Origin of the sequence: Coleofasciculus sp. LEGE 07092 (assembly GCF_015207375.1) — a bacterium.
Classification (GTDB): domain Bacteria; phylum Cyanobacteriota; class Cyanobacteriia; order Cyanobacteriales; family Coleofasciculaceae; genus LEGE-07092.
Window position 1 is genome coordinate 18,719 of sequence record NZ_JADEWY010000036.1, and the last position, 20,525, is coordinate 39,243.

General features: G+C 47.1%; 16 protein-coding genes and 3 pseudogenes. 9 read left to right on the plus strand and 10 right to left on the minus strand.

Annotation, left to right across the window (positions count from 1 at the left end):
- Positions 1-12 precede the first annotated feature (12 nt).
- Together IQ257_RS11140 and IQ257_RS31495 are read right to left on the minus strand one after the other, a co-directional pair.
- A complete protein-coding gene (locus tag IQ257_RS11140; RefSeq protein WP_416207926.1) occupies positions 13-1,005 on the minus strand; it encodes an AAA-like domain-containing protein in 993 nt (330 codons plus the stop codon).
- Between the two features lie 171 nt (positions 1,006-1,176).
- Complete coding sequence (locus tag IQ257_RS31495) at positions 1,177-1,296, minus strand: hypothetical protein (protein ID WP_369076433.1); 120 nt, start codon at positions 1,294-1,296, stop codon at positions 1,177-1,179.
- Between the two features lie 551 nt (positions 1,297-1,847).
- Between IQ257_RS31495 and IQ257_RS31165 the strand changes: the two are divergent.
- From IQ257_RS31165 to IQ257_RS11175, 6 genes and pseudogenes are all read left to right on the plus strand, one after another.
- Positions 1,848-1,979 (plus strand): annotated as a pseudogene (locus IQ257_RS31165) (mersacidin/lichenicidin family type 2 lantibiotic); the annotation flags it as partial.
- A 26-nt stretch (positions 1,980-2,005) separates the two neighbouring features.
- Positions 2,006-2,071 (plus strand): annotated as a pseudogene (locus IQ257_RS31170) (hypothetical protein); the annotation flags it as partial.
- A gap of 42 nt (positions 2,072-2,113) precedes the next feature.
- Positions 2,114-2,571, plus strand: a pseudogene (locus IQ257_RS31500) (biotin/lipoyl-binding protein); the annotation flags it as partial.
- A 378-nt stretch (positions 2,572-2,949) separates the two neighbouring features.
- A complete protein-coding gene (locus tag IQ257_RS11165) occupies positions 2,950-5,367 on the plus strand; it encodes an endonuclease MutS2 (protein ID WP_193874461.1) in 2,418 nt (805 codons plus the stop codon).
- 185 nt (positions 5,368-5,552) lie between these two features.
- On the plus strand, positions 5,553-6,140 hold the full coding sequence (locus IQ257_RS11170) for a DUF3038 domain-containing protein (protein ID WP_193874459.1): 588 nt from the start codon (positions 5,553-5,555) through the stop codon (positions 6,138-6,140).
- A gap of 126 nt (positions 6,141-6,266) precedes the next feature.
- On the plus strand, positions 6,267-7,847 hold the full coding sequence (locus tag IQ257_RS11175; protein ID WP_193874457.1) for a DUF4335 domain-containing protein: 1,581 nt from the start codon (positions 6,267-6,269) through the stop codon (positions 7,845-7,847).
- Between the two features lie 61 nt (positions 7,848-7,908).
- Here IQ257_RS11175 and IQ257_RS11180 read toward each other — a convergent pair whose 3' ends face one another.
- Positions 7,909-8,901, minus strand: a complete 993-nt coding sequence (locus IQ257_RS11180) for a response regulator (protein ID WP_193874455.1) — start codon at positions 8,899-8,901, stop codon at positions 7,909-7,911.
- A 521-nt stretch (positions 8,902-9,422) separates the two neighbouring features.
- Positions 9,423-9,545: a hypothetical protein gene (locus IQ257_RS30740; protein ID WP_265584487.1), complete on the minus strand. Its 123-nt coding sequence runs from the start codon at positions 9,543-9,545 to the stop codon at positions 9,423-9,425.
- A 107-nt stretch (positions 9,546-9,652) separates the two neighbouring features.
- Between IQ257_RS30740 and IQ257_RS11185 the strand changes: the two genes are divergently transcribed.
- Entirely contained in the window at positions 9,653-10,159 is a 507-nt protein-coding gene (locus IQ257_RS11185; RefSeq protein WP_193874453.1) for an LD-carboxypeptidase, read from the plus strand.
- Here the strand turns inward: IQ257_RS11185 and IQ257_RS11190 are convergent.
- The 5 genes from IQ257_RS11190 to IQ257_RS11210 all read right to left on the minus strand — a co-directional run bounded on the left by IQ257_RS11190 (position 10,145) and on the right by IQ257_RS11210 (position 15,991).
- Positions 10,145-10,660: a hypothetical protein gene (locus IQ257_RS11190; protein WP_193874451.1), complete on the minus strand. Its 516-nt coding sequence runs from the start codon at positions 10,658-10,660 to the stop codon at positions 10,145-10,147. The genes IQ257_RS11185 and IQ257_RS11190 overlap by 15 nt on opposite strands.
- 259 nt (positions 10,661-10,919) lie before the next feature.
- Positions 10,920-11,258, minus strand: a complete 339-nt coding sequence (locus tag IQ257_RS11195; RefSeq protein ID WP_228060621.1) for a YbjN domain-containing protein — start codon at positions 11,256-11,258, stop codon at positions 10,920-10,922.
- Positions 11,259-11,657: 399 nt separating this feature from the next.
- Entirely contained in the window at positions 11,658-12,509 is an 852-nt protein-coding gene (locus IQ257_RS11200; RefSeq protein WP_193874449.1) for an HNH endonuclease, read from the minus strand.
- Positions 12,510-12,807: 298 nt separating this feature from the next.
- Positions 12,808-15,417, minus strand: a complete 2,610-nt coding sequence (gene acnB / locus IQ257_RS11205) for a bifunctional aconitate hydratase 2/2-methylisocitrate dehydratase (protein ID WP_193874447.1) — start codon at positions 15,415-15,417, stop codon at positions 12,808-12,810.
- 178 nt (positions 15,418-15,595) lie between these two features.
- Positions 15,596-15,991 (minus strand): VOC family protein, encoded by a 396-nt coding sequence (locus IQ257_RS11210; RefSeq protein WP_193874445.1) that lies wholly within the window; start codon positions 15,989-15,991, stop codon positions 15,596-15,598.
- A 518-nt stretch (positions 15,992-16,509) separates the two neighbouring features.
- Between IQ257_RS11210 and IQ257_RS11215 the strand changes: the two genes are divergently transcribed.
- Both IQ257_RS11215 and IQ257_RS11220 read left to right on the plus strand, forming a co-directional pair.
- Positions 16,510-16,899 carry a hypothetical protein gene (locus IQ257_RS11215; RefSeq protein ID WP_193874443.1) on the plus strand — a complete coding sequence of 130 codons (390 nt, stop codon included), beginning with the start codon at positions 16,510-16,512 and terminating at the stop codon, positions 16,897-16,899.
- A 251-nt stretch (positions 16,900-17,150) separates the two neighbouring features.
- Complete coding sequence (locus IQ257_RS11220; protein ID WP_193874441.1) at positions 17,151-18,041, plus strand: fructosamine kinase family protein; 891 nt, start codon at positions 17,151-17,153, stop codon at positions 18,039-18,041.
- A gap of 191 nt (positions 18,042-18,232) precedes the next feature.
- Here IQ257_RS11220 and typA read toward each other — a convergent pair whose 3' ends face one another.
- Complete coding sequence (gene typA, locus IQ257_RS11225) at positions 18,233-20,023, minus strand: translational GTPase TypA (RefSeq protein ID WP_193874439.1); 1,791 nt, start codon at positions 20,021-20,023, stop codon at positions 18,233-18,235.
- Between the last annotated feature and the right edge of the window lie 502 nt (positions 20,024-20,525).

Below are 20,525 nucleotides of genomic sequence, written 5' to 3' on the forward strand. Positions count from 1 at the left end.
ATAATTCATAATTCATAATTCATAATTTTTTTGAAAATACTGCCGATACAACTCACAACGAGGCATCACCTGATCGCGCTGTCGTTGAATCAGTCCCATACTGTATAACTTATACGCCTGCATTGTTTCAATTCGCACAGGTTCACTCGCACTCACAACCTGTTTCAGTGCTTCTGCCAGTTCCAAATTGTCCTTCAGCATCCCCCAATGGCGGCGCAAATGTGCCTCATAAATTCCCGCTTCTGTGGGTGCATCCTGTAATAATTGCTTCAACGTCACTTCCTGATGTGCTAGGTGATGCAGTGCCAACCGCACCAGATAAGGGTGTCCTCCCACCATTGCCATCAACTGTTGCACTTGGGTATCATCCCAATTCAGTTGATAGCGCCGTGCCAAGTCTGCTACCTGTTCTGAAGTAAACTCCGGCAATTCTACAGGTAACCCCACATTAAACGGCGATTGATTAATATCTAAAAGCCCATAATCTTCGGTTGAATGTGCCACTACCAACCGCAGTTGTTCCCAAACATCAATCGTCTTGGCTTCCTCATGCCAACTCCGTAACATGGGGAAGAAACCTTGAGCAATTTCTGGGGACTGGAATACCCGATCCGCTTCATCCAACGCCAAGACTACGGGAGAGTTGAGTTGCTCTAACAGATGCTCTTGAACGTAGGTCGTACAATTAACAATACTGCCGCGATCGCAATCCCAATACTCATCAAGCTGAGCGTCGAGTTTGACCTTAGAACTCATGCAGGCACAAAACCAGCGCAAAAACTTATTCAAGCTGCGAAACACGTCGCCTTTAGCTTGCAGCAAGTTTATCCGAATTGTCTGATAACCCTGCTGTTCTGCATACTCAACAATTCGATCGAGCAGGGACGTTTTACCCATTTGTCGAGGCGCTTTAATCCGGATGAGCGCCCCAGCTTGACGAATGGTCTCATAACAGCGCTCCTCAATGGGCGATCGCTCGACATAAAACTCAGAATCTAGTTTCACTGGCCCATGGGGTAGTTCTAATCCATTTCCTAGCGGCACAGATAACTCAAAATGCTTGTGTCGCGAGGGTATAGTAGGCGGCGCTTCAAACGATTCATCCGGTGCGACTTGTTTGGACTTTTCCGGTCGGTGACGCTCCCACTCTAGATTAAACCGCTTGAAGTTCGCGTCCTAATCATACCGCTTGTGCCAAAGTTTTAACGTAAAGTGCCAGTTTGACGAACCCTGAGTTTGAGAGCGGTTGTCTTCCAGAATCTCTAAGACTTTAAACTGCTTGAGCGCTTCCTTAATTGGTTATCCCCCATTGTAGGGAACTTCTTCCGATTGGCGTAGGCGGTTGGCTTAGGGGTAGTTCGCCCAACGCCTCTGAATTCGCGATCGCACCCTACCAAATCCCCGATGTCTTGAAGCTGTTGGGGTTCTAATATTGTTTCGCTTTTACTTTGTCCCAGATAATTAAGTCAGTAGAGGGTTGACAAATTTTGCTTAATGATGTTATTTGGCGGATTGGTAGAATTGGCGTTCTTTAGAGCAATCTCACTATCGACCAGTCAAATTTGGCAAGAAAGTTGGGGGAATCCCCTAATTGAGCAACTTCTCCTAACTGTTTATTCCCTACTGTAGAAAACTTTTAGCGTTAAGCCTAGGCGATTAGCTTGAGGGAAATTAATCCAACTATTCTAAGTTCAAGAGTTAAATGACTCGCGATTGAGCAAAGAAATGATTGAGAGTTGCGAAGTTTTAGCGGAGCGTTCTTGATGATTTTCTAGCTAGGTAATGCCAATCCTGGCATTCAATCTGTTTCAGTTGTTTTGAATTTACTTAACTTAAGGAGAAAACAAATGTCAAACCTCGACATCATTCGTGCTTGGAAGGATGAAGAGTATCGCAATAGCTTGAGTGAGGAGCAACGAGACCAGTTGCCTGAAAACCCAGCAGGGATGATTGAACTTAGCAATACAGATATGGAAAGTACGGACGCATTTTTACGATTAACCGCATTCGCGAACTTGTTGGAACTCGGCAACAAGGCACAACCTTATTAGGGTTAAAACGAGGGGCAGAAACACTAGGATTTCAAGCACGGTCAGTCAAAGCACCTCCTGAGATTTGCGACAGAATTAAAGAAGTCCCTAACGAATTTCTACCCCCAATTAGTCGCTGGAGTACCCTGGGCGGACTGTTTATCGTCGGTTCCGTGGGAGTTGCGATCGCTCTCGCCTCTGTCATAAAATACAATGTCACGGTCAAAGCATCAGCAACCGTCCGTCCTGCTGATGAATTGCGACTTGTACAAGCAAGCCACCAGAGAAGGTCAGGTGAAGCACATCTCCGTCAAAGAGAATCAAATGGTGAAAAAAGGAGATGTAATTGCCACTATCGACGTTAGAGGAAGCCCAACTCGAAGTTACCGAGCAACAACAAGCGGTTAAAGCGCAACACGCCACCGTTGAAGCCCAAAAACAAACCATTGAGCAACAACAACGAGCCGTTGAAGCGGCTCAAGCTCGACGGCAACGCACCTTAGCTGCCCTCAATCCTACTCCTGCCGAAGTGGCGATCGCAAAACCTGTAATTTGAGTCCAGGCTGGATTGAGGAACATCCAGCATCCCTCAGCATCGGTTTGGAAAATTACTTCTCTAACAGTATCAATTGGGTTTTATAGTTACTTGCTAGCTTTTCTGCGGGTATCCGGCATTCTTCTAAAACCTTTATAAAAAATTTAGATTTTGTTGTTGTGTTTTTTCCATCCATCTCTGACTCACAAGAGCGATCGCCCTCTCATCCAACCGAGAGCCTTTCATACTACAATTTCAACTACAGTGAAATTTATCGGATAATGACAGTAGACTTCTTGCAAATATCCGGTAATAGCCGTTTCTGTTCCCTACTCCCGAATCAGATCAAGAAGTCTAGTTACGTAAGCTTTTAACGTTTGAACGTTGATTCAATCTGAAACCCTAGAACTACTCGAATGGCAACGCCTGTGTCAGCACTTGGCGACCTTTTCCGCTACCAAACTGGGAGCGATCGCTGTTCGTAACCTCCATCCACCAACCACTCAGGCAGAAAGCCTGCACCTGCTTGCTCAGACGAAAGAAGTCTACAACCTGGAAAATCGGTTAATCTCCGGACTAAATTTTGATGGTATTCAGGATATCGGAGACTCTTTAGAGCGATCGCAACTCCAAGGTATTTTATCTGGAGAAGAACTTCTAGCGATCGCCACCACCCTCGCAGGCGCCCGACGCTTGCGGCGCACGATTGACGATCAAGAAGACGTTCCTGTCCTCTCTGAACTGGTTGGCGATATTCGTACCTATCCAGAATTAGAACAAGAAATTCACCGCTGCATTGATGACAGAGGCGATGTAACTGATCGTGCTAGTCCCAAACTCGGCGGACTTCGCATTCAGATTAAATCCCTGCGCGATCGCATTTACCAAATTCTACAAGGCATAGTGCAGCGTCAAAGCAATGCCCTCCAGCAACCGTTGATTACCCAACGGAGCGATCGCTTTGTTATCCCAGTTAAAGCCCCTCAGAAAGACGCAGTGCCCGGTATTGTTCACGATGCCTCTAGCAGTGGTGCCACATTATATATAGAACCTAAAGCGATCGTCGGACTGGGAAATCAGCACAAAACCTATCAGCGTCAAGAACAAGCTGAAGAAGAAGCAGTACGTCGTGCCTTGACAGAACAGGTTGCTGCGGTTAAATCAGACTTAGAGCAAGTCCTCGCAGTCGCAACTATTTTAGACTTAGCAACCGCCAAGGCACGATACAGTTTGTGGCTAAACGCTAATCCCCCCAGATTCATCGACTGCAACACTGAAGAAATTATTACCCTGCGGGAACTACGACACCCCCTGCTCATCTGGCAGCAGCAGCACGAAGAGGGTTCCCCCGTCGTACCCATTAACGTCCAAATTCAGCCCGAAATCCGAGTCGTCGCCATTACCGGACCTAACACAGGGGGTAAAACTGTCACCCTAAAAACCCTCGGTTTAGCAGCACTAATGGCAAAGGCAGGTCTGTTCGTCCCCGCCAGAGAACCCGTAGAACTGCCTTGGTTTAACCAGATATTAGCAGATATCGGCGATGAGCAATCCCTAGAGCAGAGTTTATCCACTTTCTCCGGTCATATCCGGCGGATTAGTCGGATTTTAGAGGCTATGGGAGAGGAGTCAGGAGTCACGAGTCAGGAGTCAGGAGAATTTTTGATTTCCAATTCCCTTGTCTTACTTGATGAAGTGGGAGCAGGAACAGACCCGGCAGAAGGCAGTGCTTTAGCGATCGCTCTGCTAAGATACCTAGCTGACCATGCCCAGCTTACCGTTGCCACCACTCACTATGGGGAACTCAAGGCGCTGAAATATGAAGATGAGCGGTTTGAGAATGCATCAGTAGAATTTAATGATGTAACGCTTTCCCCCACTTATCGCCTATTGTGGGGAATTCCCGGTCGTTCTAACGCTTTGACCATTGCCCGACGCTTGGGTTTGAAGTCAGATGTGGTTGACCAGGCACAAACGTTAGTAGGCGCTGTTTCAGATGATGTTAACCAGGTGATTGCAGGACTAGAAGCCCAACGCCGCCGTCAGGAAACTAAGGCAACAGAAGCCACCCAACTACTGCAACAAGCCGAACGCTTGCATGAGGAGGTATCAAATAAAGCAAAGCTATTGCAGGAACGGGAACGGGAGTTGAAACTGTCCCAGGAACGAGCGGTGCAGGATGCACTCACAGCCGCGAAAGCAGAAATTGCTCAAGTCATTCGCCAATTACAGCAGGGACCCCAAAGCGCTCAGAAGGCTCAAAAAGCCACAGAATCCCTCAATGAAATTGCCCAGCACCACCTCCCAGCAGCACCACCTCCCAAACAGAAACCAGGATTTCGACCCCAAGTGGGCAATAGGGTGCGCATTCCCCGCTTGAACCAGACGGCTGAGGTACTAACTGCCCCCGACAAAGAGGGGGAACTCACAGTGCGCTTCGGGATAATGAAAATGACCGTATCCCTAACCGATGTGGAATCGTTGGACGGTCAAAAGGCGGAGATACCAGTCAAAGCCAAACCCGCACCACCACCAACCTCACCCCCTAGTCCTCCAATCCGCACCTCGCAAAATACCGTTGATATTCGGGGTTCTCGGGTCGCTGATGGCGAGTTTGAACTAGAGCAGGCAATTTCCAAAGCAACTCAATCTGGGGCATTGTGGATTATTCACGGCAAGGGAACAGGGCGGCTGCGCCAAGGGGTGCATGACTTCTTAGAACGGCATCCTTTAGTGGAGCGCTTCGAGTTAGCAGAGCAATCTGAGGGTGGGGCTGGAGTTACCGTTGCCTATCTGAAATAAGAAACAGGGATTGGTGATAGGGTATTGGGGGTTTGGCTTTTCCCTCATTCCCTAAACTCTCCGGATAATTATTTTGTTGAGAAGCTAATTAACAGTAGCGGAAACTTGCCTTACACTCTTGGAGTCGTGTTTCAAGATCGGTAACTGCACTCCACCCACGCCATTAGATTCCTTACTCTAAAGTTATGCGCTCTACCGTAAAGACGCCGACATCGGCTCACCCTTGGGAGGATTTGCCTCTGGGTCAAGCGCCAGACCCTCTGCAACTGGATAACATTAAAGTTCAGTTGGATGTGGTTTTGCTGGCTCTAGAAGCTCTGGCAGGCATTGGTTCGGAGGCAATGCTTCAGGCAGCCGCTGACTTAAATTTAGAGTCAATGGTATCAGACCGGGTGGCGCTGTGGCGTCTGCGTCAGTCTAACCCCCTGCGTAAAAGTTCGGGAGGGCGCAAAAAGCTGGATGTGGAAGAGGCGCGATCGCTAGTTCTCATTATCTGCCACCTTGCCAGACAGCACCAGGAGTTGATCCGTCGTGCTGTGGCGCTCTTGGAACAAATGGCAGAACAAAACAGCGAACCCCACCGCACCGCTTTGTTAGGAGATTACCTCGACACGTTCAGCAACACTTACCAAGAGCGTATGGAACAGGGAGAAAATGTATCACCCGATCGTCTGAACCAGTTGGCTCTTAAACTACTGATTGATCTGCTGTTCTATGGCAGTTCCAACGGTCACAGACGCCTCTGGCTAGCCTTGCTGGGTCAAACCTCTTAGTTATTTGTCCTTAGTCATTTGTCCTTAGTCATTCGTCTTTTACTACAAGTAACAATAACCTCCTGACCAATGACCAATGACCGATGACCTCCTAACCAATGACCAATGACCAATGACCGATGACTAATGACTATGCCTTTATCTAATTCAGTTCTGCGACGCTACACTCCCCCGACCTGCACCCTAGAAATTGTGGGAAAAACTTCACCCCTATCTCGCTGGGTGGGAACCTCTGTATTCAAAGACCTGCATTTTGAGCTGCATTTTGACGACCCCCGGCAACCAACAGAGACGAAGGTAACGATCCGAGGCGATCGCACAAAACTCGATCATTTGTATGATGCGGTCAGCAACTATGTGCAAAATTTCCTCAACTCCTCAGAAATGCCCTTGTCTTTAGCGATACCAACCCTTACTGGTAACGGTGATGAGATAGCTGAAGATCACAACCATTCATCGGCTTTCTCGGCATCGTGGCTCACTCTGTCTAAGTCGATAACACCTCAAAGGTCAGCAGAATCATTCAATGAGCTAGATTTTAATAATGTTAAAGCTCTCAAACCGCGATCGCTTCCTAAAGAAGTTCACCTGAAACCAAAAAACTTAGTTGCCCATCAACTGTTTCTGGGTCATCTAGCAAACGAAGAATCAGGATCTGTTATTAATTTAAGTGCGCTACAACTACTTGACCTAGCGACAGCTCTGGATGAATATGCCGCTGAAATCATAGCATTACCCAACCTCAACCGCTCCCGTGGCAAGAAAATCCTACCCATTTGGGCGCAGGCAGCAGCCGCTGTGGTATTGGCAGTAGGAGTCTCCACCGCTGGAATTAAATTTCTCAACTCGTCTAAATCTGCCCAAGAAGCTACTGCACCTACTACAGAGGAAAATTCGGCTGAGTCCAGTTCAAATCTTGCTCAGGTGCCGCCACTACCAACTGCTCCCACATCTCCCTTACCCTCTCCTCTACCAACACCAGTAACACCTCCCTCCCTCTCCCCCGCACCTACCTTGACACCACCGGAGCCAGTAAAAACTCCACCTCCTCAAACAAGCACTGCACCGCCAGTTTCCCCCCCACGTCAAAGTATTTCAATCAGCCCTCCAGTTAATCCTTCTGGTGTCCAGTCCGCGCCCAATCCCGGTAGCGTATCATCTCCCCCTGCTTCTCCTCCCACTCGATCTAGCAATCCTCCTTCCTTGTCTGGAACAACTCCACCAAGTCAGACTCCTCGACGAACTTCAGACAAAGTACCGACAACACCACCACCCCTGCCAACTGCACCCAGTCTTCAGAAAAACCCCCCTAGGGGTATTCCATCCTTGGGTAATGACAGTGCCGATGCTTCTGCTTCACAGAGCTTGAGCCAAGAGCCACGTTCGGCAGCAAGTGATAGAGTTGATGGTCGGTTATTTGACACTATTCCCCAAGTCGCCCAAGCCAGAAACTATCTCCAGCAGCGATGGCTGCCCCCCGAAGAATTGACAAAAACATTGGAATATAGGTTGTGGCTCAGTTCAGACGGTTCAATTGAGCGTATTTACCCCGTAGGAAATGCGGCAAGTATTTATATTGATCGCACAGGTATCCCCTTAATTGGCGAACCGTTTGTTTCTCCAGTAGAGGGGGGAAGTAAGGCACCAATTCGGGCAGTTCTGTATCCAGATGGTAAGGTAGAAACGTTCTTGGAAAAGATAGATTAAGAACCTTCCTACTCCCTACTCCCTACTCCCTAAAATCAATAGTGAGGATACGGCAGGTAAGTCAAACTTTAGTAAAGCACTGATTGCGTCCCAAAGCTTTTGCCTTATATAATGCCTTATCAGCCTCTGCAATGAGCAAGGTGGGTGACGTGTTGACGCTGGGTTGAAGGTGAGCGACTCCTAAGCTGACACTAACGTAGTCGCTGACAGGTGAAGCACCATGGGCTATTTTCAAACTATTAATAACCGAGCGAATTTCTTCACCGATTTGAGAGGCACCGATTGCGGTGGTACTGGGTAGAATCACGGCAAATTCTTCACCCCCATACCGAGCCACTAAATCGACTGAGCGCTTGGCACAAAAGCGTAGTGCATCAGCTACCCGTCGTAAACAAGCATCACCCGCTTGGTGTCCATAAGTATCGTTGTATTTCTTAAAAAAGTCGATGTCGCAAAGAATCAAAGACAAAGGCGACTCTTCTCGCATCATCCGCCACCATTCATCCTCAATATACTGGTCAAAGCGGCGTCGGTTGGCAACCCCAGTGAGTCCGTCTAAAGTCGCGAGGCGCTGCAATTCTCGATTGGCTTGTTCAAGCTGTTTGTAAAGTTGAAACTGTTGGATCAGACGCCGCACTCTTTGGCGCAGAACAGCTAAGTGAATTGGTTTTGTGATGTAATCTGTCGCGCCAACTGAGAAGGCTCGGTCAACGGATTCTGGATCGTCAAGACCGGTAATCATCAGTACTGGCGTTTGCGAAGCCCCGTGCAAAACTTCGCCGTCAAGAAGCTCACTTTCGGTTGAATTTTCTTCAGCCAATTGTTGCAGTTGGTTGCAGCAGGTAAAACCATCCATTACGGGCATTAAGGCGTCTAGCATGACTAGATGAGGTTTGAGGCGTTTGTAGGCTTCCAAGCCCTGTTCGCCATTGCTGGCTTCGACAACCTGATAGCCTTCCTTTTCCATGACTCGGCGCAATAATTCCCGTATGAACTGGTCATCATCCACGACGAGGATGATCGGTGTTTCATTGAGGAAAGGGACTAATTTCATCCTTGAGATTACTAATATCGCTGTTTTGGGGTCTATAACATTGCCTCGACCCGTTCGTACCTAGTTTCTAGCCAGGACAACAGCGTCGGTGCCGCTATGAGAGTACTATTGTGGCTTGTAGTGTCTAGCGCCTGACAAAACTGGTACGGCTTTTTTTGCACCTATTACCGCTTTACTTAACCCTGGCATCCGGTTCATTGTCCAGTTTCCGCGCCTCACTGATTGTAGTTGCACACATAGCTTGCAAAAACTTCGGAGTTCCGTATCTCACTGATAGTAGCTGCAATAGTAGCTGCACACATGGTTTGCAATAACTGCGGAGTATCGTCTAGACCGCTATCAATGATCTCCAGAGTTACAGAAGAGGCATCTTTACCTACCATAGCTTGAAGTAACGGCAATGCCCCTAAATAGAAAGCCGAATGTATCCAGTGTTCTTTGCAATTGATTGGGGAAGAAGATCTAACCTGCATGGAAAGGCTCAACCAAGATATCGTATACAACATTAAGGTGCCTGTGTTTTACCCAATACAGAGGCGAGCGATCGCCTCTGCACTGTCTGGCAGATGACACCAAAAACCACCCGTCTCGGTGACGTTGATGTTCAACTTATAGTTAAGTTGACTGAAATCTGGTAGATGCAAGTTCCATCCCCTACAAGTGTTGCTAATGTTTGGAGATGACTTGAAATAATTAATTTTAGCCTTTTTTTTCTACTGATGCTGTGGCTGACTTTTCAGCGCATTTTCTCATGTCATTACCATTAATTTTGAATCGCCGCAAGTTTCTCAAAGTTTTAGGATTGACTTTGTTGGCAGCACCGTTGCCTGCGGTCGCAAAAACAAATCCACTTGTGCGATCGCTTCTCAAACCCCAACGGCTTAAAGCTGGGGATACGGTAGGATTAATTAGCCCTGCTGGTCGTGTTGACCGAGAAACTATCGATCAATTTACCCAAGTCATAGCAAAACTTGGGTTAAAAGTCAAGCTAGGAACCCATAGTCTTGACCAATACGGCTATCTGGCAGGTCAAGATGCTGACCGTGCTGCTGATGTGAATGCAATGTTTGCCGATACCTCAGTTCAGGCATTGTTTGCTTTAGGGGGTGGTTGGGGTTGCAATCGGATTTTGCCCCTATTAGACTATGACTTAATTCGTAGAAATCCGAAAATTATCATGGGTTTCAGCGATGTTACGTCGATGTTGTACCTTTACTCTTTCAAAACTCTAGAGCTGTCAGGCTCAAGCTATTCGTAAGGATTGCTTTTTAGCGCTTCGACTTCGCTCAGCGCTAAAGCCGAGCGGAGCCGAGGCAATAGATTTGTTGGTACTCAAGAAACCCATTAAATTGTGCAAGAATGAATGGCTGACTTTGGAGTTGGTAGCTTCCGAGTGCAACTGGGTGGGAAGAGGTTCTATGACTTGGGTAGAAGGAGTGCTAACTATCAAGGGAACTTCCTCTGCTAGCCCCACTGCAATTAATCGAAAGGCAATCTGCTGCACTTTTTTGAGGGGAAGTCTGAGCTGTTGGGCGATCGCTTTGAGCGAAACCGTGCCGTTGGTATATTCCCAAATCTGAGACTCTAGGGCATTAAGTCGATAGCGGAAGCTACCTATTTTCGCACTGACTAAACCCCCATTCGGATCAGGTAACTTGTGTGCTATGGCATCCCAATTGGAGAGCGATCGCAATCCGATCAATGTTATCGCTGTCGCAGCTAGACTCAATCCTGTCATCTCTTGTGCAGGTAGCTGCACGTTATGCTCAAATCTAAACTGAGCTGCTTTGAGTTGAAATGCGGTGTTAATGAGTGATAACTTGTATCAAGTAAAAACCCATTTAGTGATGGATAAAGGGGGTGATAATGCTGGTGGATTTCGACTGGTGTAGCGCCGCAGAGGTTTGTGAACAGTATTGTTACTTTATCCAGGAAGTTCACCGTTTCTGTTGCGATTCTTGTGTCAACTTGAGCCAGCTTCGGCTGAAAAGTTCATACTCCGTTAAGAGGATAAAGTCTCAGCTATGGCAAATCGCATTGACTGGTGACACTCCACCTTTAGTTACAGCGATGATACCAGGTAGGTATTCATCCGTCATGTTCACATTGGTGTATACCAACTGTTTGATAGTGTCTGCATCAAGAGAGTGATTTTTGACATTCGTGCTAGTCTTGTAACGAATCTCCCCATCATCGAAATTTAACTCAAAATTGCCGATAATCATGCCATAATTGGCTCTCGATAGAAACTCTCCTACAGCTCGACGCTTAGATTTGGGAATTTTAATCGGGTATAAGGAGTAGAAGATAAACTGCTGCTGTGCTTCAATCGCTTGGGCATACCCCACTTGCGTCATTCCAGGAAAATAAAACTAGCAGCAAACTGATGAAAGCCCTACTCAATGGACAATAGAGCGATCGCTTGCCTAAATAGCATTGCGTGACGCTCATCTTCTAGACACTAAAAGTAAGGTGGGCAATGCCTATCCTACATTAATTACTGTACTGTACGACTTTTGCTTTCATCTGGGTTAAATGACCTCTCCCCCAACCCCTCTCCTGCGTTAGCGAAGCGGCACGAAGTGCGGAGAGGGGAGCCAGAGCCTCTTGTTCCCCCTTCCCTCGTAGGGAAGGGGGTTAGGGGGTTAGGTTTTTCAAGGCGTACTCTGCTTAAAGCGATCGCACTTCTGGCTTCTGGAATCAAGACGCGATCGCACAGATTCGTCTTCCAATTAGCTGTCTGCTTCGTCTTGCTGTCATCTCAAGTCTGTGCTGTCTTTATTGCTCTTACCAATGTTACATTTCAAGCACAGAGTTTGAAGGTTTTTCATATCATCCGTGCCGCCTAGTGAACGAGGCTTAATATGATCGACATGGAGCGTTATTCCATCTTTAGCTGAGCGCCCACAACTACAACACTTCCATTTATCACGAGCCAGAACAGACCACCACCGACCTGGTCTTACAAAGGAATAACTGTCTAGTTCTGGTAAGTCAGTGAGCTCACTACTTTCATAATCAGAGTCTAGTTTTTGTACATATTTTTTCCCCTCTGATCGATACCATCTCTTAAATTTTTTCAGCATTTTATACAGTTTATGTGGTTCGCCTTCTGCAATAGAGAATAGGGAATCCAGCAAAGGATAGAGAGCTATAAATGCCAAAATTAGATTAGCCAGACCGCGATTTATGTCGAGCGGAAAGTAGTACAGAGGAGATAAGAGCCTAATTCCGTTATATCCCACTTCTTCATCTGTAAAGGCATTCCTGATATGAACAAATTGTTCAGCACTACTGTGTGAAATATGGGTCAGGGCAAAAATTGGAGAAAGTGCATCAAGATTACGGCGAATTAAATCAGCTACAGCAGAGACAAATTGAGAATCTACGCCTGAGCGAAATGGAAGCAGTTTGACAAACATCCCACCTTGTAAATCAACATTGTATGTCAAATAAGTTGGATGGAGAAAAAATGGGTTTCCATCTCGACGTTTGATTGTAAGTGTCCTATCCGTTCTACGCTTCCCCGTCAACCCAATATGTACTTGACCATAGTCAACATTCTGACGTGCTGTTTTTCTGTGACTTGGAGCGTAAACAAAGGTCATTCGCTCATATGGATTTACACCATAGACTGTTTATATTACGTCTAAAGTATGTCTAAGTAATACTTCCAAGCGAGGAAAGAAATACTTTTGTAAAGTGTCGAGACGTGTTCTTGTATCAGGTATTTGAAATATTTCAGAGTCTCTTTGCTCAAATACTATCTCACTGACTGTGGTCGGCTTTGTGACAGCCATTGTCTAGTCCTACATACTTCAATAGCCAATATAGCTCACGCTTTTACTGATAGAAAACCGCCAAGAACACCCTAGTTTTGGCGGTTGCAAGCCTTCTATCAGTAAACTATCGACCCGCCGCCGTCGGCATCCCCAAAATATCCTCAATCTTGGGCATTTCTTCCAACGGAATCACCCGTCCTTCATCCTCAAACCCAGCGATTTGATCGAAATTCAAATACCGATACAAATCACCCGCAAACGGATTCAATTTCTCCGCCACAATCTCCCTGTATTCCTCCACCGTAGGAATCCGTCCTAACAGCGCACAAACTGCTGCTAATTCCGCAGAACCGAGATACACTCGCGCATCTTTCCCCATGCGGTTATTGAAGTTCCGAGTCGAGGTAGAAAACACCGTCGCACCATCTTCAACTCGCGCCTGATTCCCCATACATAGAGAACATCCCGGCATTTCCGTCCTGGCATTCGCAGCAGCAAAGGTGTCATAAACTCCTTCTTCCCGCAGTTGCTTTTCATCCATCCGGGTAGGCGGACAAATCCAGAGGCGCACTTTCACCTCACCTGCACCTTCTAACACCTTGGCAGCAGCGCGGTAATGACCGATATTGGTCATGCAAGAACCGATGAAGACTTCATCAATTTTGTCACCCGCACATTCTGACATTAACTTGACATTATCCGGGTCATTCGGTGCAGCAACAATGGGTTCGGTGATTTCATTCAAATCAACGTCAATAATATCAGCATACTCGGCATCCCCATCCGCAGACATTAACTCAGGATTTGCCAACCATTGCTCCATTTTGGCAACACGGCGCATCATAGTACGGGCATCTTGATACCCCCGCGCTACCATATTTTTCAATAGCGCAATATTGGAACGCAGATATTCAGAAACCGTCTCCTCACCCAGCTTAATCGTACAGCCAGCACAAGAGCGTTCCGCAGTCGCATCGGTGAGTTCAAAGGCTTGCTCTACCTTTAAGTTAGGCAAACCTTCCATCTCCATTATCCTGCCGGAGAAGACGTTTTTCTTATTCTGTTTCGCAACGGTTAACTTCCCTTGTTGCATTGCCACATAAGGAATCGCGTTAACAATATCCCGCAGCGTTACCCCCGGTTGCAACTCACCCTTAAACCGCACTAACACAGATTCCGGCATATCCAAGGGCATTGCACCCAACGCCGCCGCAAATGCCACCAACCCGGAACCCGCTGGGAAGGAAATTCCCAAGGGGAAGCGCGTGTGGGAGTCGCCACCAGTGCCTACGGTATCTGGCAATAGCATCCGGTTTAACCAAGAGTGGATAATGCCATCACCGGGCCGCAACGCCACACCGCCGCGAGTTCCAAAGAAATCCGGTAGTTCTTGATGCGTCTTGATATCCACGGGTTTGGGATAGGCAGCAGTATGGCAGAAACTCTGCAGGACTAAATCGGCACTGAACCCCAAACAGGCGAGTTCTTTGAGTTCGTCCCGCGTCATTGGACCCGTGGTATCTTGGGAACCAACCGTGGTCATTAAGGGTTCGCAGGATGTACCGGGACGAACTCCAGGTAAACCGCAAGCTTTCCCCACCATTTTCTGTGCCAGGGTATAGCCTTTGCCTGTATCCTCTGGCTGTTTGGGACGGGTAAACAGGGTGCTGGGTGTTAATCCTAACGCTTCGCGGGTTTTATCGGTGAGACTACGCCCGATTAATAAGGGAATGCGTCCACCGGCACGCACTTCATCAAGAATGGTATCGGGCTTCAGGGTAAAGGTGGAAATCACGTCTCCAGCTTCGTTGGTAATTTCCCCTTTATACGGATGAATGGTAATCACCATCCCGGTTTCCATCTGGGTGACATCACACTCGATGGGTAATGCCCCGGAATCTTCGGCGGTGTTGAAGAATATAGGCGCGATCGCACCACCCAAGATATATCCCCCAGCTCGCTTATTCGGAACGTAGGGAATATCTTCACCAATATGCCACAGTAAGGAATTAATCGCTGATTTGCGGGATGAACCAGTACCGACAACATCCCCAACATAGGCTACAGGATACCCTTTTTCTTTTAATTTGGCAATGGTTGCGAGTCCTTCCGGCATCTGCGACTCCAACATTGCCAAAGCGTGTAAGGGGATATCCGGGCGCGTGGTGGCGTGGGGGGCGGGGGAGAGGTCATCGGTATTCGTCTCTCCTGGCACCTTAAATACCGTTACTGTCACGGCTTCCGGTACTTTGGGACGGCGGATGAACCACACGGCATTCGCCCAAGCATCAATCACTTGTTTGGCGTAGGGATTGATTTCTGAGAGTGCCAGCACATCATTGAAGGCATCATAAACCAGGGTAATCTTACTCAGTGCGATCGCTGCTTCAGCCGCTAACGGTTCGTCGTGGGGTTTGAGCAGATCGACCAACGATTGAACGTTGTAGCCACCAATCATTGTTCCCAATAGGTCTATCGCACCTTGGTGACTAATTAAAGGACTGGTAACTTCGCCCTTGGCAATGGTGGTTAGAAACGAGGCTTTGACATAAGCGGCTTCATCGACCCCAGGCGGGACGCGATCGCGCAATAATTCCATTAATGTTTCCCGTTCACCAGGCGGGGGATTTTTCAGCAGTTCGCACAGTTGTGCTGTCTGTTGGGCATTTAACGGTAAGGGGGGAATTCCTAAGGCGGCGCGTTCAGCCGTGTGTTGGCGATAGGCTTCCAGCATTCTAGTTGTCTCCTTTCGTAGTAGTTGCTCGCATTTTGGCAGTTCAGGTTAGAGGTTTTCAAGTAAAGCTCTTCCTACTTAGCTGCCTATTCTCTGGATAAAGAGTACTGTTTCCTCACGCTCTTTGCTGTTGGCAGTGAACGCTTATCATGAAGTTTCCCCCGACTCGGTATCGGATTTAACGTAAAGCGTACTCTGGGTGATACTCTACTAACTCGATTTCATTGCCATCGGGATCGGTGACATAGATGCGGTGTTTGGTTTCGGATGCAGTCATGGTGTAGTACTCAATGCCATGTTCTTCAAGTCGGGTTTTCATGGCATTACCGTCATCAATCACAAAGCCAACATGGTTCACGCCAATCATTTCGTAAATCTCGTGTACCCGCTTGAGGTTGGGTTCGTGATTGAGGGCTAGATAAAATTGGTCGTTGCCAAAATGCATCCAGCGATCGTGTCTATCGTTATTTTCTGCCCGCACGTACCAATCGGGAAATAGGGTTTGGTAGAAGGTTTTTGTTGCGTCCAGATCCTGGCAAGCTAGATTGATATGTTCAAAGCGTTGAAGTTTCATAACTCTCTCCTATGAGAGGAATTTAAGTTTATTGGTAAATCATAGTCGTTATGAGTACGAACTGGCAACTTAGGGAGGCAACGGTTATTGTTATCACATGAAGGAGTGAGATCGCGGGGTAAGGTTACTTTTTTTTGAAACGCAGAGGTTCGCAGAGGGTTTAGGAGAAGGGTTCAGTTTTCTAAGAAAAGATTAGGGAGGCTCAAGCCGTTATTGTGACAATTGTCTGCATTACTATCTAGAATCTTATAAATCTCAACTAACTTTAGAGGTATATAAAGCTATTCTGGAACCTCTCCTTAGAAAGAAAAATAGCGAATAGGTTTTGAGTTATAACCAGAATAGATCCTTCGTGTAAATTGATAACTGAGCAATTGTACTGCTCTGGATTTAACAATTTTATCTGATGAGATTTTAGCAATCCATTGCTTGACTAGGGGGTCACTTTCAGAGATGCGCGTTAAGATAGCAACGCGCCCTATTCTTAATACAAGAAATTGCTACGAGAGGTAAATATTATGAAAAATCAGCAGGTTGATAATTTTTTTTTGAACCACCCTGTAGTAGGAGGAAAAAATCTGAGTGAAGTTAACGTGAGTGAGGCACATAACAAGCACTCACCCTTACAGGAGGAAACATCGACGGATAACGGATTTTTGTTGGCTCCCATGGGCGTTGTCTTCGTAATCTGGACGCTGTTAGTTCTGGTTAAATTAGATTTCTGGAAGAGGTTTCGTAATCGGTTGACTCCTGTAAAATCGTCTCCTAAGATTCCCTGTTCTCACTGTCGGTTCTTTAAAAACGACCCTTATCTCAAATGTGCCGTACATCCTGGCAAAGTTTTAAGCGAAGAAGCCATCAATTGTGTGGACTACTGGTCTGAAAATAGCGACCAATTTCGGAAATAATTTGTAAAGTAACGTGATAGATTGGTGCGTCGGCTTTTACCCGAACTCCGACGGAGGAACTTGGGGTGCCGACGCGAACAATAGTACTAACTGCCTCCCCGAGCGGGCAAAATTTCATTAACTGACGTGGTTCTAAGCCTTATGGCAGATTGAGTTTTCCATCATACTGTCTCAAAATAAGCAAATCTGATAAACTTGCCCCTAAAACCAGTTCCTGCAATCCCAACTCTGAAAATCCCAACGTCTAAATAATGTGGACAGAAATTGCCAATCGTATCAGTAAAGTAACTGGTGAACCCTTTGAAATCATGAACCGCCGTTCGGTTAGTGGTGGCTGTATCAATCAGGGGTGCGCTCTCATTAGCGACAATGTGACTTACTTTGTCAAAACTAATCAGGCTTCTCTTGTCGGTATGTTTGAGGCAGAGATGCTGGGTTTAAAGCAAATGCTGGACACTCAAACGATACGAGTGCCAAAACCGCTTTGCTGCGGGATAGCTGAGGATTTGGCATACATCGTATTGGAATGGCTGGAGTTTGGGGGCAGCAGCACCCAGGCATGGGAAGAGATGGGACGCCAGCTAGCGGCAATGCATCAGGCAAAGCCTCCCCAACCCCTGGAAATCAAAGGAGAGAGTCTAGCAAGGTTTGGCTGGGAGCAAAATAATACGATTGGTTCAACGCCGCAAATCAACACCTGGACGGATGAGTGGGTGGAATTTTTTGCCAAGCATCGATTAGGGTATCAATTCCAACTGGCACGGCGTCGCGGTGGACATTTTCCTGAACAGGATAAATTGCTGGCGCGGGTGCCTGAACTGCTGACTCACCAACCCGAACCTTCTTTGGTTCATGGGGATTTGTGGGGGGGAAATGCGGCAATTACTCGTTCGGGTGAGCCTGTAGTGTTAGATCCAGCAACCTACGTGGGCGATCGGGAAGTAGATATTGCTATGACGGAACTGTTCGGGGGTTTCCCTGGTGCATTTTATCGCGGCTACAATGAGGTTTGGTCTTTGGATGCAGGCTACAAGCAGCGGAAAACCCTGTACAACTTGTACCACATTCTGAATCATTTTAACTTATTTGGCGGTGGGTATGGATCCCAGGCAAATAGGATGATTGACCAGATTTTAGGGTAGTGGCGTGACCCAGCAATGCCTCAACCGTCGGATTGAATCGGTTGAAAAACTTCAAGTTGATGCCTGACAGCAGGAGCGCAACCAAAGTGCTGCCAAGGTAGTTTGGCGATCGCGTTTCTCTGATACTATTGCACCATTTTAGCTGGGTCACGCCACTACTGGCTATCTACTATTCAGGAAAAGGAAATGACTTAACGCTTCGCCAGTTTCTTCGTCATCTTCCGCAAGCGGACTGACTGCGGCGTTACTTCCACCAATTCATCAGATCCAATATATTCCAGCGCCCGCTCTAAACTCATCTCCGCTGGGGCTTGCAACTGCACCAACTCATCCCCCGTTGCTGAACGGTGGTTGGTTAATTGCTTTGTCTTGCAAACATTCAAATCCAAATCTTGAGGACGGTTGTTTTCGCCGACAATCATGCCCTTGTAAACTTTAGTACCAGGAGTAATAAAGAATACACCTCGGTCTTCCCCGTTTTTCAGAGCGTAAAATGTCGAAACCCCTTCCTCAAAGGAAATGATGACTCCATTACGACGAGTTTCAACATCGCCAGAAAGAGGACGATAATCCAGGAAGCTGTGATTCATGATGCCATCGCCGCGAGTCAGGCGCATGAACTCACCCCGGAAGCCAATTAAACCACGGGCAGGAATCACAAACTCTAGCTGAGTTCGACCATTACCCCCCATTTGCATATCCTGCATTTCGCCCTTGCGCTGACCTAGCCGTTCGATACAGCCACCCACCCCTTCTTCGGGAATGTCTAGGGCCAAAAGCTCAAAGGGTTCGCAGGGTTGACCGTTAACTTCCCGGTAAATGACTTGGGGTTGGGATACTTGAAACTCGTATCCCTCGCGGCGCATGGTTTCGATTAAGATACCCAGGTGCAACTCACCCCGACCCGATACCAGAAATTTATCGGGAGAGTCGGTTTCTTCAACACGCAAAGCGACGTTAGTTTCCAATTCTCGCATTAAGCGATCGCGCAATTGTCGGGATGTCACATAATCCCCTTCCTGACCGGCAAAGGGCGAATCGTTCACCGAGAAAGTCATCTGTAAGGTGGGTTCATCCACCTTAATCAGAGGTAGTGCCTGGGGTTCATTGGGACAAGTAATCGTCTCGCCGATATTGGCATTAGCAAATCCAGCCACAGCCACGATATTTCCAGCAGAGGCTTCTTGTAAGTCAATACGATTGAGTCCTTGGAAGCCCATCAGTTTGCTGATTTTTGACTTGACAATATCCCCTGTTTCTGTCACGAGAGCTGCTTGTTGACTGGCTTTGATTGTACCGTTGTGGATTCTGCCGATCACAATCCGACCCAGATATTCGGAATAATCCAGGGTAGTGACTTGCAGTTGCAGTGGCTTATTCGGGTCACCAACCGGTGCCGGGACATGACGCAGAATCGCATCAAACAGGGATTGCATATCGACCCCTTCTGCATCTAAGTCTTCTTTGGCGAAGCCTTGCAAACCGGAAGCGAATAGATAAGGAAACTCACACTGATCATCATCAGCACCCAATTCGATGAACAAGTCAAGGACTTTATCCACCGCACCGTAGGGTTCGGCTTGGGGTCGGTCGATTTTATTGACGACGACAATCGGGCGCAGTCCTTTTTCCAAGGCTTTTTTGAGGACGAAGCGAGTTTGGGGCATCGGTCCTTCGTTGGCATCCACAATCAGGATGCAACCATCAACCATGCCTAACACCCGTTCAACTTCGCCCCCGAAGTCTGCGTGACCGGGAGTATCGACAATATTGATTAACGTATCCTTGTACTGAACGGCGGTATTCTTAGAAAGAATAGTAATTCCCCGCTCCCGCTCCAAGTCATTGGAGTCCATGACGCAATCAGGAACCTCTTCCCCTTCACGGAAGATGCCGGATTGTTTAAGAAGGGCATCAACCAGGGTGGTTTTGCCGTGATCGACGTGGGCAATAATTGCAACGTTGCGGATAGGGAGAGTCATAAAGGCGTCAGGGAACGATTGTGGAGTAGTTTTTACTATAGATTTCTTAATAATTCTAGCTTAGGACGTGGTGCGATCGCGGTTTTTTTAGGACTTGCGTACTCCTACAGCAGGAACATTTCTACCTGTATTGGCTGTAGTGACAGGTTTGAGAGACTATCGAGTATACAAAACTTGACTGAATTGGCATCTTGCACCCTTTACAGGACAGGTGGGACGCTCATCCCACACTATAGCCATTTTTCGGGTGGGGTAGACCAGAAAGCCTGCCTGGTGAAACGCTTACTGAGACTGATGCAAGATGCTAGTTCTACTTAAATCAAGACAGGACTCTCAATATACTATAGATAATGTAAAAACCGAATAAAACTAATGCACTAAATCCATTCAAACTCGTATTCTGTAATCAAATATACTAAATCCTAATTTTTCAAATGTAATCTTTGTAGAGACAATAATTAGGAAAGTAAGGTAATATTTCCTTCAAAGTTCTACAATCATG

Bases quoted from the DNA above. Each gene is read 5' to 3' on its own strand.
- IQ257_RS11170 (WP_193874459.1), top strand. From the start codon at position 5,553: ATGCGCTCTACCGTAAAGACGCCGACATCGGCTCACCCTTGGGAGGAT.
- IQ257_RS11175 (WP_193874457.1), top strand. From the start codon at position 6,267: ATGACTATGCCTTTATCTAATTCAGTTCTGCGACGCTACACTCCCCCG.
- IQ257_RS11180 (WP_193874455.1), bottom strand. From the start codon at position 8,901: ATGAAATTAGTCCCTTTCCTCAATGAAACACCGATCATCCTCGTCGTG.
- IQ257_RS11185 (WP_193874453.1), top strand. From the start codon at position 9,653: ATGTCATTACCATTAATTTTGAATCGCCGCAAGTTTCTCAAAGTTTTA.
- IQ257_RS11195 (WP_228060621.1), bottom strand. From the start codon at position 11,258: ATGACGCAAGTGGGGTATGCCCAAGCGATTGAAGCACAGCAGCAGTTT.
- IQ257_RS11200 (WP_193874449.1), bottom strand. From the start codon at position 12,509: ATGACCTTTGTTTACGCTCCAAGTCACAGAAAAACAGCACGTCAGAAT.
- acnB (WP_193874447.1), bottom strand. From the start codon at position 15,417: ATGCTGGAAGCCTATCGCCAACACACGGCTGAACGCGCCGCCTTAGGA.
- IQ257_RS11210 (WP_193874445.1), bottom strand. From the start codon at position 15,991: ATGAAACTTCAACGCTTTGAACATATCAATCTAGCTTGCCAGGATCTG.
- IQ257_RS11215 (WP_193874443.1), top strand. From the start codon at position 16,510: ATGAAAAATCAGCAGGTTGATAATTTTTTTTTGAACCACCCTGTAGTA.
- IQ257_RS11220 (WP_193874441.1), top strand. From the start codon at position 17,151: ATGTGGACAGAAATTGCCAATCGTATCAGTAAAGTAACTGGTGAACCC.
- typA (WP_193874439.1), bottom strand. From the start codon at position 20,023: ATGACTCTCCCTATCCGCAACGTTGCAATTATTGCCCACGTCGATCAC.